This window comes from Alsobacter sp. (assembly GCF_059501845.1).
Genome location: NZ_JCACDK010000001.1, coordinates 701,770 through 716,908, shown reverse-complemented (window position 1 = coordinate 716,908; position 15,139 = coordinate 701,770). Strand labels below are relative to the sequence as shown.

Genomic DNA, 15,139 nt, shown 5'->3' with positions numbered 1-15,139 from the left:
TGAAGCTCCTCGCCGCACGCTCAACGCACGCCGTCCTCCGAAGATCGGGCCTTCCGGCCCGCCTATCAAGGCCGCGTGGCGCTGCGAACGGGCGGAGCGTCGAGATCGAGGGCCAGCTGCGCCCGGCCTCCCCCCTGCGGACCGGTGTCGCCTCCCATGCTTGCAAGGAAGGCAGCGGCCTCCTTTACGATGGCCTTGCGGCGTTCGGGAGCCATGCGGTCGAGCGTGCGGTAGGGCATGGCCATGCGTGGGTTCTTCGCCAGGGCCGCCCGGTTCTCGACCAGGAAGTTCCAGTACAGGATGTTGAACGGGCAGGCGCCGGGCCCTGTCTTTACAGCGGGATCATAGGCGCAGCCGCTGCAATAGTCCGACATGCGGTCGATGTAGGCGCCCGAGGCGGCGTAGGGCTTGGAGGCCAGCAGGCCCCCATCCGCGAACATGACCATGCCGTGGACGTTCGGCAGCTCCACCCACTCATAGGCGTCGGCATAGACGACGAGGTACCACTCCTCGACCTCGGCCGGGTTGATCCCGGCGAGCAGCGCGAAGTTGCCCGTCACCATCAGGCGCTGGATGTGATTGGCGTAGGCATGGCGCTTGGTGTCGCCGATGACATTGGCGAGGCAGTTCATGGCCGTCTCGCCCGACCAGTAGAACCAGGGCAGCGGCCGCTTCGCCGACAGCGCGTTCGTGCCGGCATAGTCGGGCATGCGCAGCCAGTAGATGCCGCGGACATATTCCCGCCAGCCGAGGATCTGGCGCACGAAGCCTTCCACCGCGTTGAGCGGCGCCCGTCCTGCCTCCCACTCCCGCTCGGCCGCGAAGCAGACCTCCCGGGCCGTCAGCAACCCGCAGTTCAGGTAGGGCGACAGCACGGAATGGTAGAGGAACACGTTCCCGCTCTTCATCGCGTCCTGGTAGTCGCCGAAGGACGGCAGGCAGGCCGTCATGAAGTGGTCCAGCGCCTCCAGTGCCCCGGTGCGGGTCACGGCCCAGCCGAAAGGCTCCAGGTCGCCGAAATGCTCGGCAAAGCGCCCGGCGACGAGGTCCAGCACCCCGCGCGTGATCTCATCCGGCTCGAAGGCGGCACGGGGCGGCGGGACAACGCCGGGCGGGAGGCTCTTGCGGTTCTCCGCGTCGAAGTTCCAGCGGCCACCGACCGGCTCCTCGCCGTCCATGAGCAGGCCGGACTCGCGCCGCATGTCGCGGTAGAAGAACTCCATGCGGTAGGCCTTGCGGCCGCCAGCCCAGCGCGCGAAGCGTCCGCGCGAGCAGAAGAAGCGATCGTCCTCCCGGATCTCGACGGGCAGGTCGAATGCCTTGGACCAGCCCCGCATCGCCTCCCAGACCCGCCACTCGCCGGGCTCCGTCACGACAATCCGCCGCGGCCGGTGCCGCTCCACGGCCCGCTGCAGTTCGCCGCTGAAGGACCCGGTGTTCCCGGCGTCGTCCAGGCGGACATAATCGACAGTGATCCCCTCCTCCAGCAGCGCCTGTGCGAAGTGGCGCATGGCCGAGAGGATCAGCGCGATCTTCTGCTTGTGGTGGCGCACATAGGTCGTCTCGTCCGCCACCTCGACCATCACCACAACGTCGGTGGCAGGATCGAGATCGGCCAGCGAGGACAGATCGCGGGTCAGCTGGTCGCCGAGGATGAGGCGGAGAGTCGTCACGAGTGCTCCTGAAGCGTCTGCAACCCACATGGGGCGACGGCGCAATCGGGGAAGAGGCGGCGTGACGCGCCTTTTTGGACCGCGCGTCTCCGACGCGCCTGTTGGCAGGTTCAAAGGTGCGGGTCTGAAGACCCGCGCTCCAAAGTAGTGTCTCAGACGCGCCTTTAGACCGCGCGTCTCCGACGCGCCTTTCGGCAGGTTCGAAGGTGCGGGTCTGAAGACCCGCGCTCCAAAGCAGTGTCTCAGACGCGCCTTTGGACCGCGCGTCTCCGACGCGCCTTTCGGCAGGCTCAAAGGTGCGGGTCTGGAGACCCGCGCTCCAGAGCAGTGTCTCAGACGCGCCTTTGGACCGCGCGTCTTCAGACGCGCCTGTTAGCAGGCCTTAAGGTGCGGGTCTGAAGACCCGCGCTCCAAAGCAGTGTCTCAGACGCGCCTTTGGACCGCGCGTCTCCGACGCGCCTGTTAGCAGGCTCGAAGGTGCGGGTCTGAAGACCCGCGCTCCAAAGCAGTGTCTCAGACGCGCCTTTGGACCGCGCGTCTTCAGACGCGCCTTTTGGCAGGTTTGAAGGTGCGGGTCTGGAGACCCGCGCTCCGGAGGCCCTACCCCTCCGCGAGGAACGCATCGATAAGCTGCCGGAAACGCACCGGTCCGAAGCTGGGACAGTGGCCGCCATGCACGATGGAGGGTTGCAGCTCGCGCAGGCGCCGCATGGTGGCGCGGTAGTCGTTTATGTTTGAGTGGTAGCAATTCGTCACCAGCGGGCCGTCATAGATGACGTCGGCGGCGATCAGGGTGCCGGTCTTCTCCTCGAAGAGAGAGACATGGCCCGGCGAGTGGCCGGGCGTGTGCAGCACGGTGAAGGCGCGGTCGCCCAAGTCGATCCGGTCGCCCTCGTTCACCAGCCCGGTGGCAGGGGCAGGCTTGATCGCGTATTCCGCGGCCACCCAGCCCTCGGGCACGCCGTCGAACATGGCCTCGTCGCCTCCGGGTCGCGCGTACTTCGCGGCCAGCGTCCACTCGTTGCGGGGGTCGGCGAGGATGTGCGCCTCCGCCGGGTGAACCAGCCGCTCCTCGAACTCGTGCGTCGAGCCGATATGGTCGAAATGCGTGTGGCTGCTGAGGCAGACGATGGGCCTGCCGTTCACAAGCGGCACGTTCTGGCGCAGCGAGAAGGCGCCGAGCCCGGTGTCGACGAGGAGGTCACGGTCCCGGCCGCGGACATGCCACATGTTGCAGCGGAAGAAGAACGGCATCCAGGGCTCGTGGATGAGCGTGATGCCGTCGGCGAAGGGCAGCGTCTCGTACCAATCCGCAGGGGGAATGACCGGCTTCGTCATCGCAATTCGCTCTCGTCCCGAAGCAGCACGAAGCCGCCCTGTCTCACATGCAGCGATGCCGTGTCGCCCAGCATCGCAGCCTCGGCCGGTCCGACCTTCGCCAGGATCCGTGCTCCCGACGGAAGCAACGCGCGAAGGCGCACGAAGCTGCCCTGGAAGACGCGTTCCTCGATCCGCGCCGTCCCGAGCGGCTGGTCGCCGGGACCCGGGACGCCGCAATGCACCTGTTCGGGCCGCAGCGCCAGCGCGACCGCGGTGCCGGCTGGGGTGTCGCCCTCGGCGGCGAAGCGGCCGGCCGTCGTGTCCACCGTCACGATGCCATCCGCGGCCGCCGCAACGCGGCCCTCCAGGATGGTACTTTCGCCCATGAACGTTGCTGCGAAGCGGGTGCGCGGGCGGGAGTAGACCCGCTCCGGCGGACCGGCGTCCTCGATCCTGCCGGCCCGCATGATGACGAGGAGGTCGGCGATGGCCATCGCCTCCTCCTGGTCGTGCGTGACGTGGACGAAGCTGCGCGACTGCGCCCTCTGGATGCGCCTGAGCTCGTCCTGCATCTGCCGCCGCAAGGCCAGGTCGAGCGCACCGAGAGGCTCGTCCAGCAGCAGCACCGCGGGATCGGTGACGAGCGCCCGGGCCAGCGCGATGCGCTGCCGCTGGCCGCCGGAGGTGGCCGAGATCGTCCGATTCCCGAAACCGGCCAGCCCCACCATGTCGAGCGCTTCGCCGACCTTGGCAGCGATCTGTGCTTTCGGGAGGCCACGCACCGACAGGCCGAAGCCGATATTGCCGGCGACGGTGAGATGGGGAAACAGCGCGTAGTCCTGGAACACGGTCGCCGTCGGGCGTTTGGCGGGGGGAACGGTCGAGACATCCTCGCCGCCGATCAGGATCCGCCCGGAGCTCGGCAGGACGAAGCCGCCGAGCATCGAGAGCACCGTGCTCTTGCCCGAGCCCGACGGGCCGAGCAGGACCACGTAGCTCCCCGGCGGCACGGCCATGGAGAAGCGCTCGACCGCGACGACGCCGTCGAACGACTTGCTGACGTCCTGCAAAGCCAGTTCAGCCGCGCGCATCACGTGCCCTCCGCCTGAGCACCAGCAGCTCGAAAACGAGCGCGCCGACGACGGACACGAGGAAGACCAGCGTGCCGGCCGCGTTGGTCTGCGGGTCGAGGCCGGTGCGCAGCATGGACCAGATGACGACGGGGAGCGTCGGCTGGAACGCCGACAGGAGGAAGGCCACGATGAACTCGTCCCAGGAGAAGGTGAAGCTGAGGAGAAAGGCGGCCAGAATGGCCGGCCAGAGCAGCGGAAGGGTGACGCGCGCCAGAACCTGCGGCTCGGATGCGCCGAGATCCCGCGCAGCCTGCTCGAGCCTCGCCTGATCCCGATCGAACTGGCTGTAGACGACCGCGAAGGCGAGCGGCAGGTTCAAGACGACATGGCCGATGCCGACCGCCCAGAGCGACTTGCCGATCCCCAGGGCCGAGAAGGCCACCAGCAGGCCGACGCCGACGACGAGGTAGGAGACCGCGAGAGGCAGGTAGATCAGCCCCTCGATCAGCCGGCGTCCGGGCACGGCATGTCGCGCGAGGCCCCACGCCGCCAGCGTGGCGAGCACGGTCGCGAAGGCCGAGGAGAGGAGCCCGACGAGCACCGAGCTGCCGGTCGCCGCGAGAACCCGGTCATTGCCCAGCACCTTGCCGTACCACTCCAGCGACGGGCCGGTGAAGGGCGGCACGGGCACCTTGCCGGCCTGGAATGAAAACATCACCAGCACCGCGATGGGCAGGTAGATGAAGACGAAGATCGGGACGATGACGAGCGCCGCTCCTGCGGCCCGTCCTGCGCGGCCGTTCATGCCCGCCTCGCGGTGAGCCAGCGCGCCGCGGCGACATAGGCGAGAGCGACGAGGACGAGCAGGATCATCGACAGCGCCGAAGCCATCGGGATATCGGCGCGCCGGTTGATCTGCTGCAGGATCAGCTGCGACAGGAGCAGCTGGGTGTTGCCGCCCAGGATCTGCGGCGTGACGAAGTCACCGATGGCGACGACGAAGGTGAGGAAGGCCCCTGTCGCGACGCCGGGCAGGGCCAGGGGCAGCGTCACGCGCAGGAAGGTCTGCACCGGCCCAGCCCCGAGGTCGGCGGCCGCCAGTCGCAGCTTCGGGTCGATGCGCACGAGGCTCGCGAAAATGGTGAGGGTGCAGAGCATCGTGAAGAAGTGCACGAAGCCCAGGACCGTCGCACCCTGGTTGAAGGACAGCTGCACCGGCTCCGAAGCGAGTCCCAGCGCCAGTAGCGTCTGGTTCACCACACCGTTCGGCGCCAGCACCAGAAGCCAGGCGTAGGACCGCACGACGTAGGACGTCCAGAACGGCAGAACCGCCAGCGTCAGGCAGAGCCGCTGCCACTGCGCCGGCACGCGGGTCGCGATCATGTAGGCCAGCGGAAAGGCGAGCAGGACGGAGAGAAGTGTCGCAAGCAGAGTGACTTCCAGGGAGTTCCACAACCCTTGGACGAAACTGTCCTGCTCGATGAACCTGCGGTAGTTGTCGAGCCCCGGCGTGGTGATGAGTACCGCGCCCTCCTTCCGGAAGAGGCTCCACACCGCGATGACGGCGGTCGGGACGAGGAAGAAGGCCAGCGTCCACAGCACGGCGGGCGCCGCGAGCATCAGCCCGCGGCGCGCGTCGGCGCGGCGGCCGCTGTCCTCGGCGGAGGCGGCCGCGATTGTTCCCGAGCCAGCCATGGTGGCTGGCGCTTACTTCTGCAGGACCTCCTCCCACATCGTCAGCATCGCCTTGTCGAGGGACTCGCTCGGCGAGGGATAGGGGAAGGACTTGGCGATGAACTTCGGCTGCTCGTCCCAGCGCAGCACCGTCTTCTGCTCTTGCGTCAGCGTTGCCTTGGAATTGGCGGGCATGCCCCAATAGCAGGACGAGGTGGCGAGCTTGGCCTGGCCCTCTGGCGACAGCACGTACTGCACGAACTGCGTCGCTTCCTTCTTCTTGGCCGATCCGGCGAAGACGCCGATGGCCTGCTGCCAGCGGATACCGCCGACGTCCGGCAGAACCCAGTCGAGGTTCGGCTTCTCGGCCGAGAGACCAGACACCGTGTACTCGCCTCCGCCCGCCAGGATTGCGACCTGCCCCGTGGCCAGGGCCGTCTGCGACGTGACGACGTCACCGACGAGCACCGCGTTCGCGCGCATGGCTGCCAGCTTCTCCTTGATGGCGGGGAGATCAGCCTCGGTGAGCGACTGAGGGGTCTTGCCGAGCGCCACGGCCACCTGTCCGATCACGGGCAGGTAGTAGTCGTAGATGGCGATCTTGCCCTTCATTGCGGGATCCCACAGCACGCTGACGTCGCGGGCTTTCTCGGCCGGGATCTTCGACTTGTCGAAGGCGATGGCGTTGTAGCCGAACTTCTCGGGCACCGCATACATCTTGCCGCCGACCTGGTGGTAGTCGGGCAGTAGCACCGCGGGCGGGATGTTGGCGAGCGGGAAGTCCTTGGGATCGAGCTCCGCAAGGAGCTTGCGCTCGACCACGCGGCGCACGTCGGTGGAATCGACGACGAACACGTCCCAGTCGGCCGGCTTCGACTGCTCGAGCAGCGCGAGCGCGGTGCCCGTGCCTTCATAGTCCTTCACGTTGACCTTGATGCCGGTCTTGTCTGTGAAGGCCTTGAGGAACCCTTCGTCGGTGTGGTCGCACCAGACCAGCGCGTTGATTTCCTGCGCCTTCGATGCTCCTGCCATCAGCATGGACACGGCCAAAGCCGTGCAAAGTCCAAGTACCCGCCCCGCCCCTCTTGCCATCCTGTTCCCTCCTCAACGCCTGTAGAACGTGCCCACCGCGCCATGCGCGATGTGTGCCAGCGTACGGTTCGCGCAACGCAACGGATTGCCGCACTGCCCCTGCCACTTCCGCTGGCCCCACCCCGGCCCATCCGCACCGTCGGCCAACGGGCACGTAGCGTCCAGCAATTCAAGGCGGCCGCGTGCGTTTCGGCACAGCCCCGGGTTGAGTGGAGTCGCAAAGAGCGTGAAGCAGGAAATCTCTGCGGGGGGCAGGGCATGTCGATCTACGCGGTGAAGCCGCAGTTTCAGGCTCTCTTGCGCCCTGCGGTTGCTGCACTCGCCAGGACAGGCGTGACGGCTAACCAGGTCACGGTCTCCGCGGCAATCGGATCCGTGCTCGTCGGGTGGGTCGTTTCCCGCGGTGCCCTGGACGGGCGCCTCACAGTCTTCCTCCTGCTGCCGGCGTGGCTGCTCCTGCGCATGGCGCTGAATGCCGCCGACGGCATGCTGGCCCGCGAGCACGGCCAGAAGAGCCGGCTAGGCGCCTACCTCAACGAACTGTCCGACGTGGTGTCCGACGTCGCGCTTTATGCACCCTTCGCCCTCGTCGCGCCCTTCTCTCCCGGCTCGGTAGCGGCGGTCGTCGTTCTCGCCGTCATCTCCGAGTTTGCCGGGGCCCTCGGCCCGATGGTGGGCGCTCCCCGCCAATACCGGGGTCCCATGGGCAAGAGCGACCGCGCCGCCGTCTTCGGCGTGCTCGGCGCCTGGATCGGGTTCGCCGGCGCGCTTCCGCCGGCCGCTGTCTGGATCATGCCCGCCCTGGCAGCCCTTTTGGCCCTCACCACGATAAATCGTGTCCGGGCCGGGCTGGCAGAGGCGAAGGCCGATGGCTTTCCGGCTTCGTTCCCGCAGGTCCTCGAAGCGCACGACGTGCCGCGACCGGGGCAGGCGAGAGAAAATGCCGCGCCTTCGCTGACCGACCGGCCCTATGAGGAAAACACGTTCCGCACGTCCGACGGCGTCGACCTGTTCTACCGCCGCTGGCCAGCGACGCAGGACCGCAAGGGCGCCATCCTCGTCTTCCACCGTGGCCATGAGCACTCCGGCCGCGTGGCGCATCTGGCCGACGAACTCGGCCTGCCCGGCTTCGACATCTTCGCCTGGGACGCGCGAGGACACGGTCTCTCGCCCGGCGAACGCGGCCATTCGCCGAGCTTCGCCCGCTCGGTGCGCGACGTGGAGGATTTCGCCCGGCACGTGAGCGAGACCTACGCCATCGCCCGCCACGACATGGCGGTCGTGGCCCAGAGCGTCGGCGCCGTGCTGGCGACGGCCTGGGTGCACGACTACGCGCCGCCCTTGCGCGCTCTCGTGCTCGGCTCGCCCGCCTTCAGCGTCAAGCTCTACGTGCCGTTCGCGCGCCCTGGCCTGGGTCTGCTGCGCAAGCTGCGCGGCAATTTCACCGTGAACTCCTACGTGAAGCCGAAGCTCCTGACGCACGACCCCGCGCGCATCGAGAGCTTCAAGGCCGATCCGCTGGTCACCCGCGCCATCTCCGTGGACGTCCTCCTTGGCCTCTATGCGACCTCCGATCGCATCGTCGCTGATGCGAGGGCGATTACCGTCCCGACGCAGCTTCTGATATCCGGCGACGACTGGGTCGTGCGGCACCGTCCCCAGCACCGCTTCTTCGAGCGGCTGGGCTCGGCCACGAAGGAGCGCCACGTCCTGCCCGGCTTCTTCCATGACACGCTGGGCGAGAAGGATCGCGCCATCGCGATCGGCCACGCGCGGCGCTTCGTCAGCGAACGCTTCGACGAGGAACCGGCGCGGCCGTCCTTCCTGGACGCCGACCGCATGGGCTATACGAGGGACCAGGCCGAGGTGCTGGCCTCCCCCCTCCCCGCATGGTCGCCGGAAGGCCTCTACTGGGCTGCGACCCGGGCCGGCCTGCGCTTTGCAGGCGTTTTCTCCGACGGCATCGCGCTCGGTCACCGGACCGGATTCGATTCAGGCTCCACGCTCGACTACGTCTATCGCAACCGCGCGACGGGGTTCGGCGTGCCCGGCCGGCTCGTGGACCGCGCCTATCTCGACTCCCCCGGCTGGAGCGGCATCCGCGAGCGGAAAGCCCATGTCGAGGAGCTCCTGGCCGAGGCCATGCGGCGCCTGCGCGACGCGGAACTGCCGGTGCGCGTGGTCGACGTTGCCGCCGGGCACGGGCGCTACGTGCTGGACGCACTCGCATCGTCCGGCGTCGATGCAGAGACGATCCTGCTCAGGGACTACTCGCCTCTCAACGTGGCGGCCGGGAGGGATCTCATCGCCGCGCGCGGCCTGGGCAGCGTCGCCCGCTTCGAGGAAGGCGACGCCTTCGACGAGGATGGGCTGGCAGCTCTCGACCCCCGTCCGACCTTGGCCGTCGTCTCCGGCCTCTTCGAACTCTTCCCGTCCAACGCCATGGTGCGCCGCTCGCTGGCCGGGCTCGCGAAGGCGGTGCCGCCGGGCGGCTGGCTGGTCTACACCGGCCAGCCTTGGCACCCCCAGCTCGCCTTCATCGCGCGGGCCCTGACGAGCCACCGCGGCGGCTCGGCCTGGGTGATGCGCCGCCGGACAGTGGCCGAGATGGATCAGCTGGTCGCCGCCGCCGGGTTCCGCAAGGTCGAGCACCGCGTCGGCCGCGAGGGCATCTTCACCGTGTCTCTGGCAAGGCGCGAGGGATGAGCATCGCTGCTGCGCCACTCGAGACGACGCGTGCTGGGCGCCCTTGGCTGCGCGCCTGCGCCTGGCTCGCGGTGCTCGGGCCGCTGTTCTACCTCACCTACGGCACGGCGAACTGGCTGGCCGGCATGCGCGCCGACGTCCCCACCATCGTCTTCGATTGGGAGCGGTCGGTACCGTTCCTTGCGTGGACGATCATCCCGTACTGGAGCATCAACCTGTTCTACGCGGCCTCCGTGTTCGTCTGCGTCGACCGCCGGGAGCTCGATACACACGGTAGACGCCTGCTCACCATCCAGGCGATCTGCGTCGTATGCTTCCTGCTGTTTCCGCTGCGGTTCAGCTTCGAGCGGCCGACCATCGAGCCCGGTCTCCCGGCCAGCCTCTTCGACGCGCTGCTGAGCTTCGACAAGCCGTTCAACCAGGCGCCTTCCCTGCACATCGCACTCTGCGTCATCCTGGCAGCGCTCTACGCCAGGCACGTCCCCGGCTGGCTCCGGCCTTTCCTGATCAGCTGGTTTGCGCTGATCGGCGTGTCTGTGCTGACGACGTTCCAGCATCATTTCGTCGACATCCCGACGGGGCTGCTCGCTGGTCTCCTGTGCCTCTGGATGTGGCCGGACAGTTCGCCGTCACCCCTGTCCCGGCTCCGGCTGACGCCAAGTTCGAAGCGGCGCGAACTCGCCCTCCTCTACGCGGGTCTGGCCAGCCTGCTCGCATCTGGCGCCTTCGCCCTGGGGGGTTGGGCGCTCTGGCTGCTGTGGCCTGCGGTGTCCTGCCTGATGGTCGCGGTTTCCTATGCACTCGCCGGGCCGGCCGGCTTCCAGTCAGCTGGGGGAACGCCCTCCTTCGCCGCCCGCTGGCTCTTCGCTCCCTACACGCTCGCCGCTCTCGTGAACTCCCGGCTCTGGACGCGGAAGTCCCCCGCTCCCGACGCTGTTGCCGACGGCGTGTGGATCGGCCGCGTCCCGGTGCGGCGGGCCGGGGCACACGGCTTTGCCGGCATCGTCGACCTCTGCCCCGAGATCCCATGCCGTGGCGGAGGCGCGATCGTATCAGGCGTGCCGATGCTCGACCTCGTCGTGCCCGAAGCCGCGGAGCTCCGCCAGGCCGCGGACGAGATCGAGCGGCTGCGGCGGGTTGGGCCTGTCCTTGCATGCTGCGCCCTGGGCTACGGGCGCAGCGCCGCGGCGGTGGCCACGTGGCTGCTTCGGACGGGGCGAGCCGCAACCGCCGGGGACGCGCTCGACGTTGTTCGCCGGGCGAGGCCGGCCGTCGTCGCCAGCCGCGAGACACTCGACAGGATAGCGGAGGCAGGAAGCCGGTCATGAACCCCGTCCCGCGCATCCAGCCCGGGCCTGCCGCCACAGAGGAGCGCCGCGCCGCCGGCATCGCCGCGGCCCTGCTGCGGCAGGGCGGCCGCATCGACTCGCTGTCGCGTATTCTCACCGGTGTCGCGCTTCTCGCCGCCCTGCTCACCGCGCGGCACGAAGCGCCTGTGGCCGTCTCGCTCTGCATCGGCGCCGTCGGCGCAGGCCTGGCTCAGCTCTACCTCGCCATTCGCGTCGGGTTCGACGCGGCCCTCTTCAGCGGCCTGACGGGAGAGGCGGCCGACCTCGCGGCCTTCGACCGGGCCATGGCGCGCCTCCGCCTGATGCCGGAGGGCAAGGCTGGCCGCCCCCTCGTTGCCCGCATCGCCGGAGCAAGCCGGCTGATGGCGCTGCAGGGCGCGGCATTGGGTGTCCAGGTCGTGTTGCTGGCCCTCGCCGCCGGACTTGCGAATTGAAACAATGGCGGTGAGCGACATTCCGGCAACGGCTGCAGCGCTCGGCATCGTCGCTTTCGCGCGGATCGTGACGGGCGTCCGCGCCAACTGGACGGGCTGCACGCCATCGCCGGCCCGGCGCATCTACATCGCCAACCATGTCAGCCACGGCGATTTCGTGCTGGTCTGGACTGTCCTGCCGCGCGACCTGCGGCGCACGACGCGCCCGGTCGCGGCACTCGACTACTGGAGCAAGGGGCGGCTGCGGCGCTTCTTTGGACAGCGCGTGTTCAACGCTCTCCTGATCGACCGGACGCCGGTCTCACGCGCCGCCAACCCCATCGCCACGATGATGGGCGCACTGGAGACCTCGTCGCTGATCCTGTTTCCCGAAGGCACGCGCAATACGGGGCCGGAGCCGCTCCTGCCCTTTCGCACCGGCCTGTTCCACCTCGCTCGCGCCAGGCCCGGCACTGAGATCGTACCGGTGTGGATCGATAATCTCAGCCGCGTCATGCCGAAGGGCGAGATGATACCGGTCCCCCTCCTCTGCACGGTGACCTTCGGACAGCCCTTCACCTTGCAGCAGGGCGAGGACAGGACGGCATTCATGGATCGCGCCCAGGCCGCCGTGCTGGCTCTGCGGCCGTCTCAGCCCGCTGCGAGCTCGGAGACGGCGGCATGACCGCCTGGCAGCACAGCCTGATCCTCTTCGGCGGCATCGCGGGGGTGCTGCTCGTCGCCTCGGTGGCCGGCTATGTCCTGCACCGTCGCCTCGAACGCGACGGGCCAAACCCCACGGTTCAGAACCTGAATGCCCGCATCCGGGCCTGGTGGGCGATGGTCGCCCTCATCGCCATCGCGTTCCAGTTCGGCCGGGCCGGCGTGATCCTGCTCTTCGCCGCCGTGTCCTTCACGGCCATGCGCGAAGCCATGACGCTGGTCCACACGCGGCGTGGCGACCACTATGCCCTGGCGGCCGCCTTCTACGTCGTGCTGCCCATCCAGTACGCGCTCGTCTGGTGGGAGTGGTACGGGCTCTTCGCGGTGTTCATCCCGGTCTACGTCTTCCTGATGCTGCCGATCGTCGCGGTGCTGCGCGGCGAGGTGTCCGGGTTCCTCACCCGCATCGCGGAGGTGCAATGGGGCCTGATGGTCGCCGTGTTCTGCGTCTCGCACGTGCCGGCGCTGCTGACCCTCGCCATACCCGGCTACGAGGGCCACAATTTGCTGCTGATCTGCTTCCTCGTCGTGGTCGTGCAGTCCAGCGACGTGTTGCAATACGTCTGGGGGAAGCTCTTCGGGCGGCACAAGGTGGCGCCCACCGTGTCGCCTTCGAAAACGTGGGAAGGCCTCGTCGGAGGCGTGGCGTCCGCCACCTTGCTCGGGGCGGGGCTGTGGTGGATGACGCCGTTCACGCCCGCGCAGGCGGGGGCCATGGCGCTCGTCATCACGCTGATGGGCTTCTTCGGCGGGCTGGTGATGTCCGCCATCAAGCGCGACCGCGGCGTCAAGGATTGGGGCCGCCTGATCGAGGGGCATGGCGGCATGATGGACAGGATCGACTCGGTGGTCTTCGCCGCCCCCGTCTTCTTCCATCTCGTCCGCTACTGGTGGGCTGCCTGAAAAGGTTCCAGCCTCCCGGAGCGAGTCTGCAATCGGGTTAAGCCTTCATTTCCGGCGCGGCGAAGATTGCTGCAACCTATTGTTGATCATCTCGCGAGCGCGCAACCCGAGATGGAAGGCGCGAGCCCGATGACCCCGGCTTTCGGCGAAAGGTAAAAGGACTCGTTAACGCGGCGGGTCAAATCATCTCTCGCATGGACGCTGGTCGGGAACGATCCCAACCCGGCGGGAGGACCCGGAACGCAGGAGCGTTCTGTCCATGGATCGGGGCAGAAGCCCATCGGGGAGGACCAACGATGCCACGCATCATCGAGTCGACCTGGAAACTCATTGCGGCCCGTCGCGGCGCCGTTGGGCAGGCCGCGGCAGGATCCGGAACAGTGCCGGCCGACCTGTCCCGCATTTTGATTGCCTTGGCCGAGGCCTCTGTCGGCAAGTCGGCCGTGTCGCTCTATCCCACCGAGGTGGAGCGCCGCCCGCGCTGAGCGCGGACGGACCCGTCGGGTGCAGATGCTCAGCCGACCTTCTTGACCTGCGGGATGGTCCACGAGCCGTCGATGATCGAGGGGTGGCTCTCGTCCGGCCAGTAGAGCCGCAGCATCAGGTGGAACTTGCCCTTTGGGGCGGGAAGCCAGTTGGCCTCCTTGTCGGCGCCCGGGCTGTCGTTCTGAATGGAGATGACCAGCGAACCGTCCTTCTCGTATTTCGGGTTGGTCCGCAGGCTCATCGAATAGCGGTTGATCGGGTTCTCGACGAAGAAAAGATTCTCGTCGTACATGGTCAGCGACCAGAACCCCCGCACCGGCGGCATTTCACCCTTGGCAAAGCGCAGCTCGTACTTCTTCGACCCATCGTAGTTTTCGACCAGCGATGGCTTCAGCGACGTGGGATAGATCGCGTCCTGCGGACGGTTGGCGCCGAGGCCGATGGCGGTCACCAGAGCGCGCTGGATGTAGTTGGTGCCGTAGACGCCGGCCTTGGTCGTGAAGGCCCAGCCGTTCTGCCGCGTCATGTCGCCATTGCGCGACAGGAATTGCGCCATGATGCGGTGGTACGAGAACTCCGGCAGGCGCCGTTCCCAGCCCTTGTCGACGAACTGCGGATCAAAGCTCTTGCCGGCCACCAGGCCGATACGCTCGAAGCGCTTCAGGGCCGGCGCGTCCGCCGAAGCCGGCGGATTCCGCTTCAGGAGTTCGGCCAGCAGGGTGAAGTAGTCCACCGCCGAGAGCGCGTTCACCTGGTCGCGGACCGGCGTCTTCATGTCGATGGACGAATCCACCTTGCCGGCGGGCGCGGTCCAGGGCTTGCCCCAGGAGCTAAGCGGCTGCAGCTTGAACTTGTCCTGCAGTGCGTGGACCGCCGCGTAATCCTCGGGGGTGCCGGTGCAGTAGATGCGCCCGAGCAGCCACACCAGCGCGGTCGGGGATTTCAGCTGCATCATGCCGTCCGGCACCGTGCCGGACCATCCCGGCCCCGTGATCAGGAAGGTTCGCGCCTTGCCTCCCGTGGTGCGCGTGCCGGGAACCTGGAACACGTCGGTCCAGCCGCTCAGGAACGGCAGCAGGAAGTAGCGATCGCCCATGTCGGGTGTATCCAGCACCCAGGGCTCGTCGCCGACGTCGAAGAACGACGTCGTGTACAGCGTGTCCGCGTTCGGAGCGGTGACGTCCCGGAACGCAGCGTTGGGGTATTCGCGCAGCTTGATGATCGTCCCCATCGGCCCACGCGTCCCGACCTGCTCGGCGACGTTGGTGACGATGCGGCGCGTCATCTCCATGGTGACCAACGGATAGCCGTAGATGTACGCGTCGGACGCGATGGCGAATTCTTCCGTCCCCTCCACGAGGTCGGCTAGCGGTCCGTCCAGAGCGTGCGCAGCCGGAGCAAATCCGGCGGCGGTGAGAGCGGTGAAGGCGCCGAGTGCTTCGCGGCGGGTCATCGTCATGGCTGCGGTCCTCTTGGATCGGAGCCGCACACTTGCCCAACCACCGCAGCCGAGTCTTGGCAGTTTGGGACAGTCGAAGGACGATTGGGGACTCGCCCGCAGGGAAGCGGATCAGCAGGCACGAGGATCGGGACGAGTTTGATCGCAATCAGCCGGGTCGTGTCGAGTGAGGCTCCGGAATGCTTGGTTTGCCACCAAGACATCGCTGGTCAGGTGAGATGAAGCAAACGGATCGGGCGCAGCCAACCTCTTTTATTTGTAGGACAAG

Annotated in this window: 13 protein-coding genes and 1 pseudogene; 7 read left to right on the top strand and 7 right to left on the bottom strand. The window is 67.8% G+C overall.

All coding sequences use genetic code 11. The annotated features are described in order from the left end of the window. Nucleotides 1–65 precede the first annotated feature (65 nt). The 6 genes from AC5JCN_RS03330 to AC5JCN_RS03305 form a co-directional block, all read right to left on the bottom strand. The gene (locus tag AC5JCN_RS03330) at nt 66–1,703 is read right to left on the bottom strand and encodes a cryptochrome/photolyase family protein (protein WP_495753577.1); all 1,638 of its coding nucleotides are present in this window, start codon (nt 1,701–1,703) and stop codon (nt 66–68) included. Nucleotides 1,704–2,273: 570 nt separating this feature from the next. Continuing rightward, nucleotides 2,274–3,011 carry an MBL fold metallo-hydrolase gene (locus AC5JCN_RS03325; RefSeq protein WP_495753576.1) on the bottom strand — a complete coding sequence of 246 codons (738 nt, stop codon included), beginning with the start codon at nt 3,009–3,011 and terminating at the stop codon, nt 2,274–2,276. After that, the gene (locus AC5JCN_RS03320; RefSeq protein WP_495753575.1) at nt 3,008–4,084 is read right to left on the bottom strand and encodes an ABC transporter ATP-binding protein; all 1,077 of its coding nucleotides are present in this window, start codon (nt 4,082–4,084) and stop codon (nt 3,008–3,010) included. Before AC5JCN_RS03320 ends, AC5JCN_RS03325 begins: the two co-directional genes overlap by 4 nt. Continuing rightward, nucleotides 4,071–4,871, bottom strand: coding sequence for an ABC transporter permease (locus tag AC5JCN_RS03315; RefSeq protein WP_495753574.1), 801 nt, complete (start codon nt 4,869–4,871; stop codon nt 4,071–4,073). The genes AC5JCN_RS03320 and AC5JCN_RS03315 overlap by 14 nt, the downstream gene beginning before the upstream one ends. Further along, the gene (locus AC5JCN_RS03310; RefSeq protein ID WP_495753573.1) at nt 4,868–5,761 is read right to left on the bottom strand and encodes an ABC transporter permease; all 894 of its coding nucleotides are present in this window, start codon (nt 5,759–5,761) and stop codon (nt 4,868–4,870) included. Before AC5JCN_RS03310 ends, AC5JCN_RS03315 begins: the two co-directional genes overlap by 4 nt. Before the next feature lie 12 nt (nt 5,762–5,773). Continuing rightward, nucleotides 5,774–6,832, bottom strand: coding sequence for an ABC transporter substrate-binding protein (locus AC5JCN_RS03305; protein WP_495753572.1), 1,059 nt, complete (start codon nt 6,830–6,832; stop codon nt 5,774–5,776). A 258-nt stretch (nt 6,833–7,090) separates the two neighbouring features. Here AC5JCN_RS03305 and AC5JCN_RS03300 point away from each other — a divergent pair. From AC5JCN_RS03300 to AC5JCN_RS03270, 7 genes and pseudogenes are all read left to right on the top strand, one after another. Next, nucleotides 7,091–7,696 (top strand): annotated as a pseudogene (locus AC5JCN_RS03300) (CDP-alcohol phosphatidyltransferase family protein); the annotation flags it as partial. Nucleotides 7,697–7,744: 48 nt separating this feature from the next. Continuing rightward, nucleotides 7,745–9,538 carry a bifunctional alpha/beta hydrolase/class I SAM-dependent methyltransferase gene (locus tag AC5JCN_RS03295; RefSeq protein ID WP_495753738.1) on the top strand — a complete coding sequence of 598 codons (1,794 nt, stop codon included), beginning with the start codon at nt 7,745–7,747 and terminating at the stop codon, nt 9,536–9,538. After that, nucleotides 9,535–10,866, top strand: a complete 1,332-nt coding sequence (locus AC5JCN_RS03290; RefSeq protein ID WP_495753571.1) for a phosphatase PAP2/dual specificity phosphatase family protein — start codon at nt 9,535–9,537, stop codon at nt 10,864–10,866. The genes AC5JCN_RS03295 and AC5JCN_RS03290 overlap by 4 nt, the downstream gene beginning before the upstream one ends. Continuing rightward, the gene (locus tag AC5JCN_RS03285) at nt 10,863–11,321 is read left to right on the top strand and encodes a hypothetical protein (protein ID WP_495753570.1); all 459 of its coding nucleotides are present in this window, start codon (nt 10,863–10,865) and stop codon (nt 11,319–11,321) included. Before AC5JCN_RS03290 ends, AC5JCN_RS03285 begins: the two co-directional genes overlap by 4 nt. A gap of 4 nt (nt 11,322–11,325) precedes the next feature. Next, nucleotides 11,326–11,985, top strand: coding sequence for a lysophospholipid acyltransferase family protein (locus AC5JCN_RS03280; protein ID WP_495753569.1), 660 nt, complete (start codon nt 11,326–11,328; stop codon nt 11,983–11,985). Continuing rightward, nucleotides 11,982–12,926 carry a phosphatidate cytidylyltransferase gene (locus AC5JCN_RS03275; protein WP_495753568.1) on the top strand — a complete coding sequence of 315 codons (945 nt, stop codon included), beginning with the start codon at nt 11,982–11,984 and terminating at the stop codon, nt 12,924–12,926. The genes AC5JCN_RS03280 and AC5JCN_RS03275 overlap by 4 nt, the downstream gene beginning before the upstream one ends. 296 nt (nt 12,927–13,222) lie before the next feature. Next, entirely contained in the window at nt 13,223–13,411 is a 189-nt protein-coding gene (locus tag AC5JCN_RS03270; protein ID WP_495753567.1) for a hypothetical protein, read from the top strand. 29 nt (nt 13,412–13,440) lie between these two features. On the opposite strand, the gene AC5JCN_RS03265 is transcribed toward AC5JCN_RS03270, so the two are convergent. After that, on the bottom strand, nt 13,441–14,871 hold the full coding sequence (locus tag AC5JCN_RS03265; protein ID WP_495753566.1) for a DUF1254 domain-containing protein: 1,431 nt from the start codon (nt 14,869–14,871) through the stop codon (nt 13,441–13,443). Nucleotides 14,872–15,139: the final 268 nt, after the last annotated feature.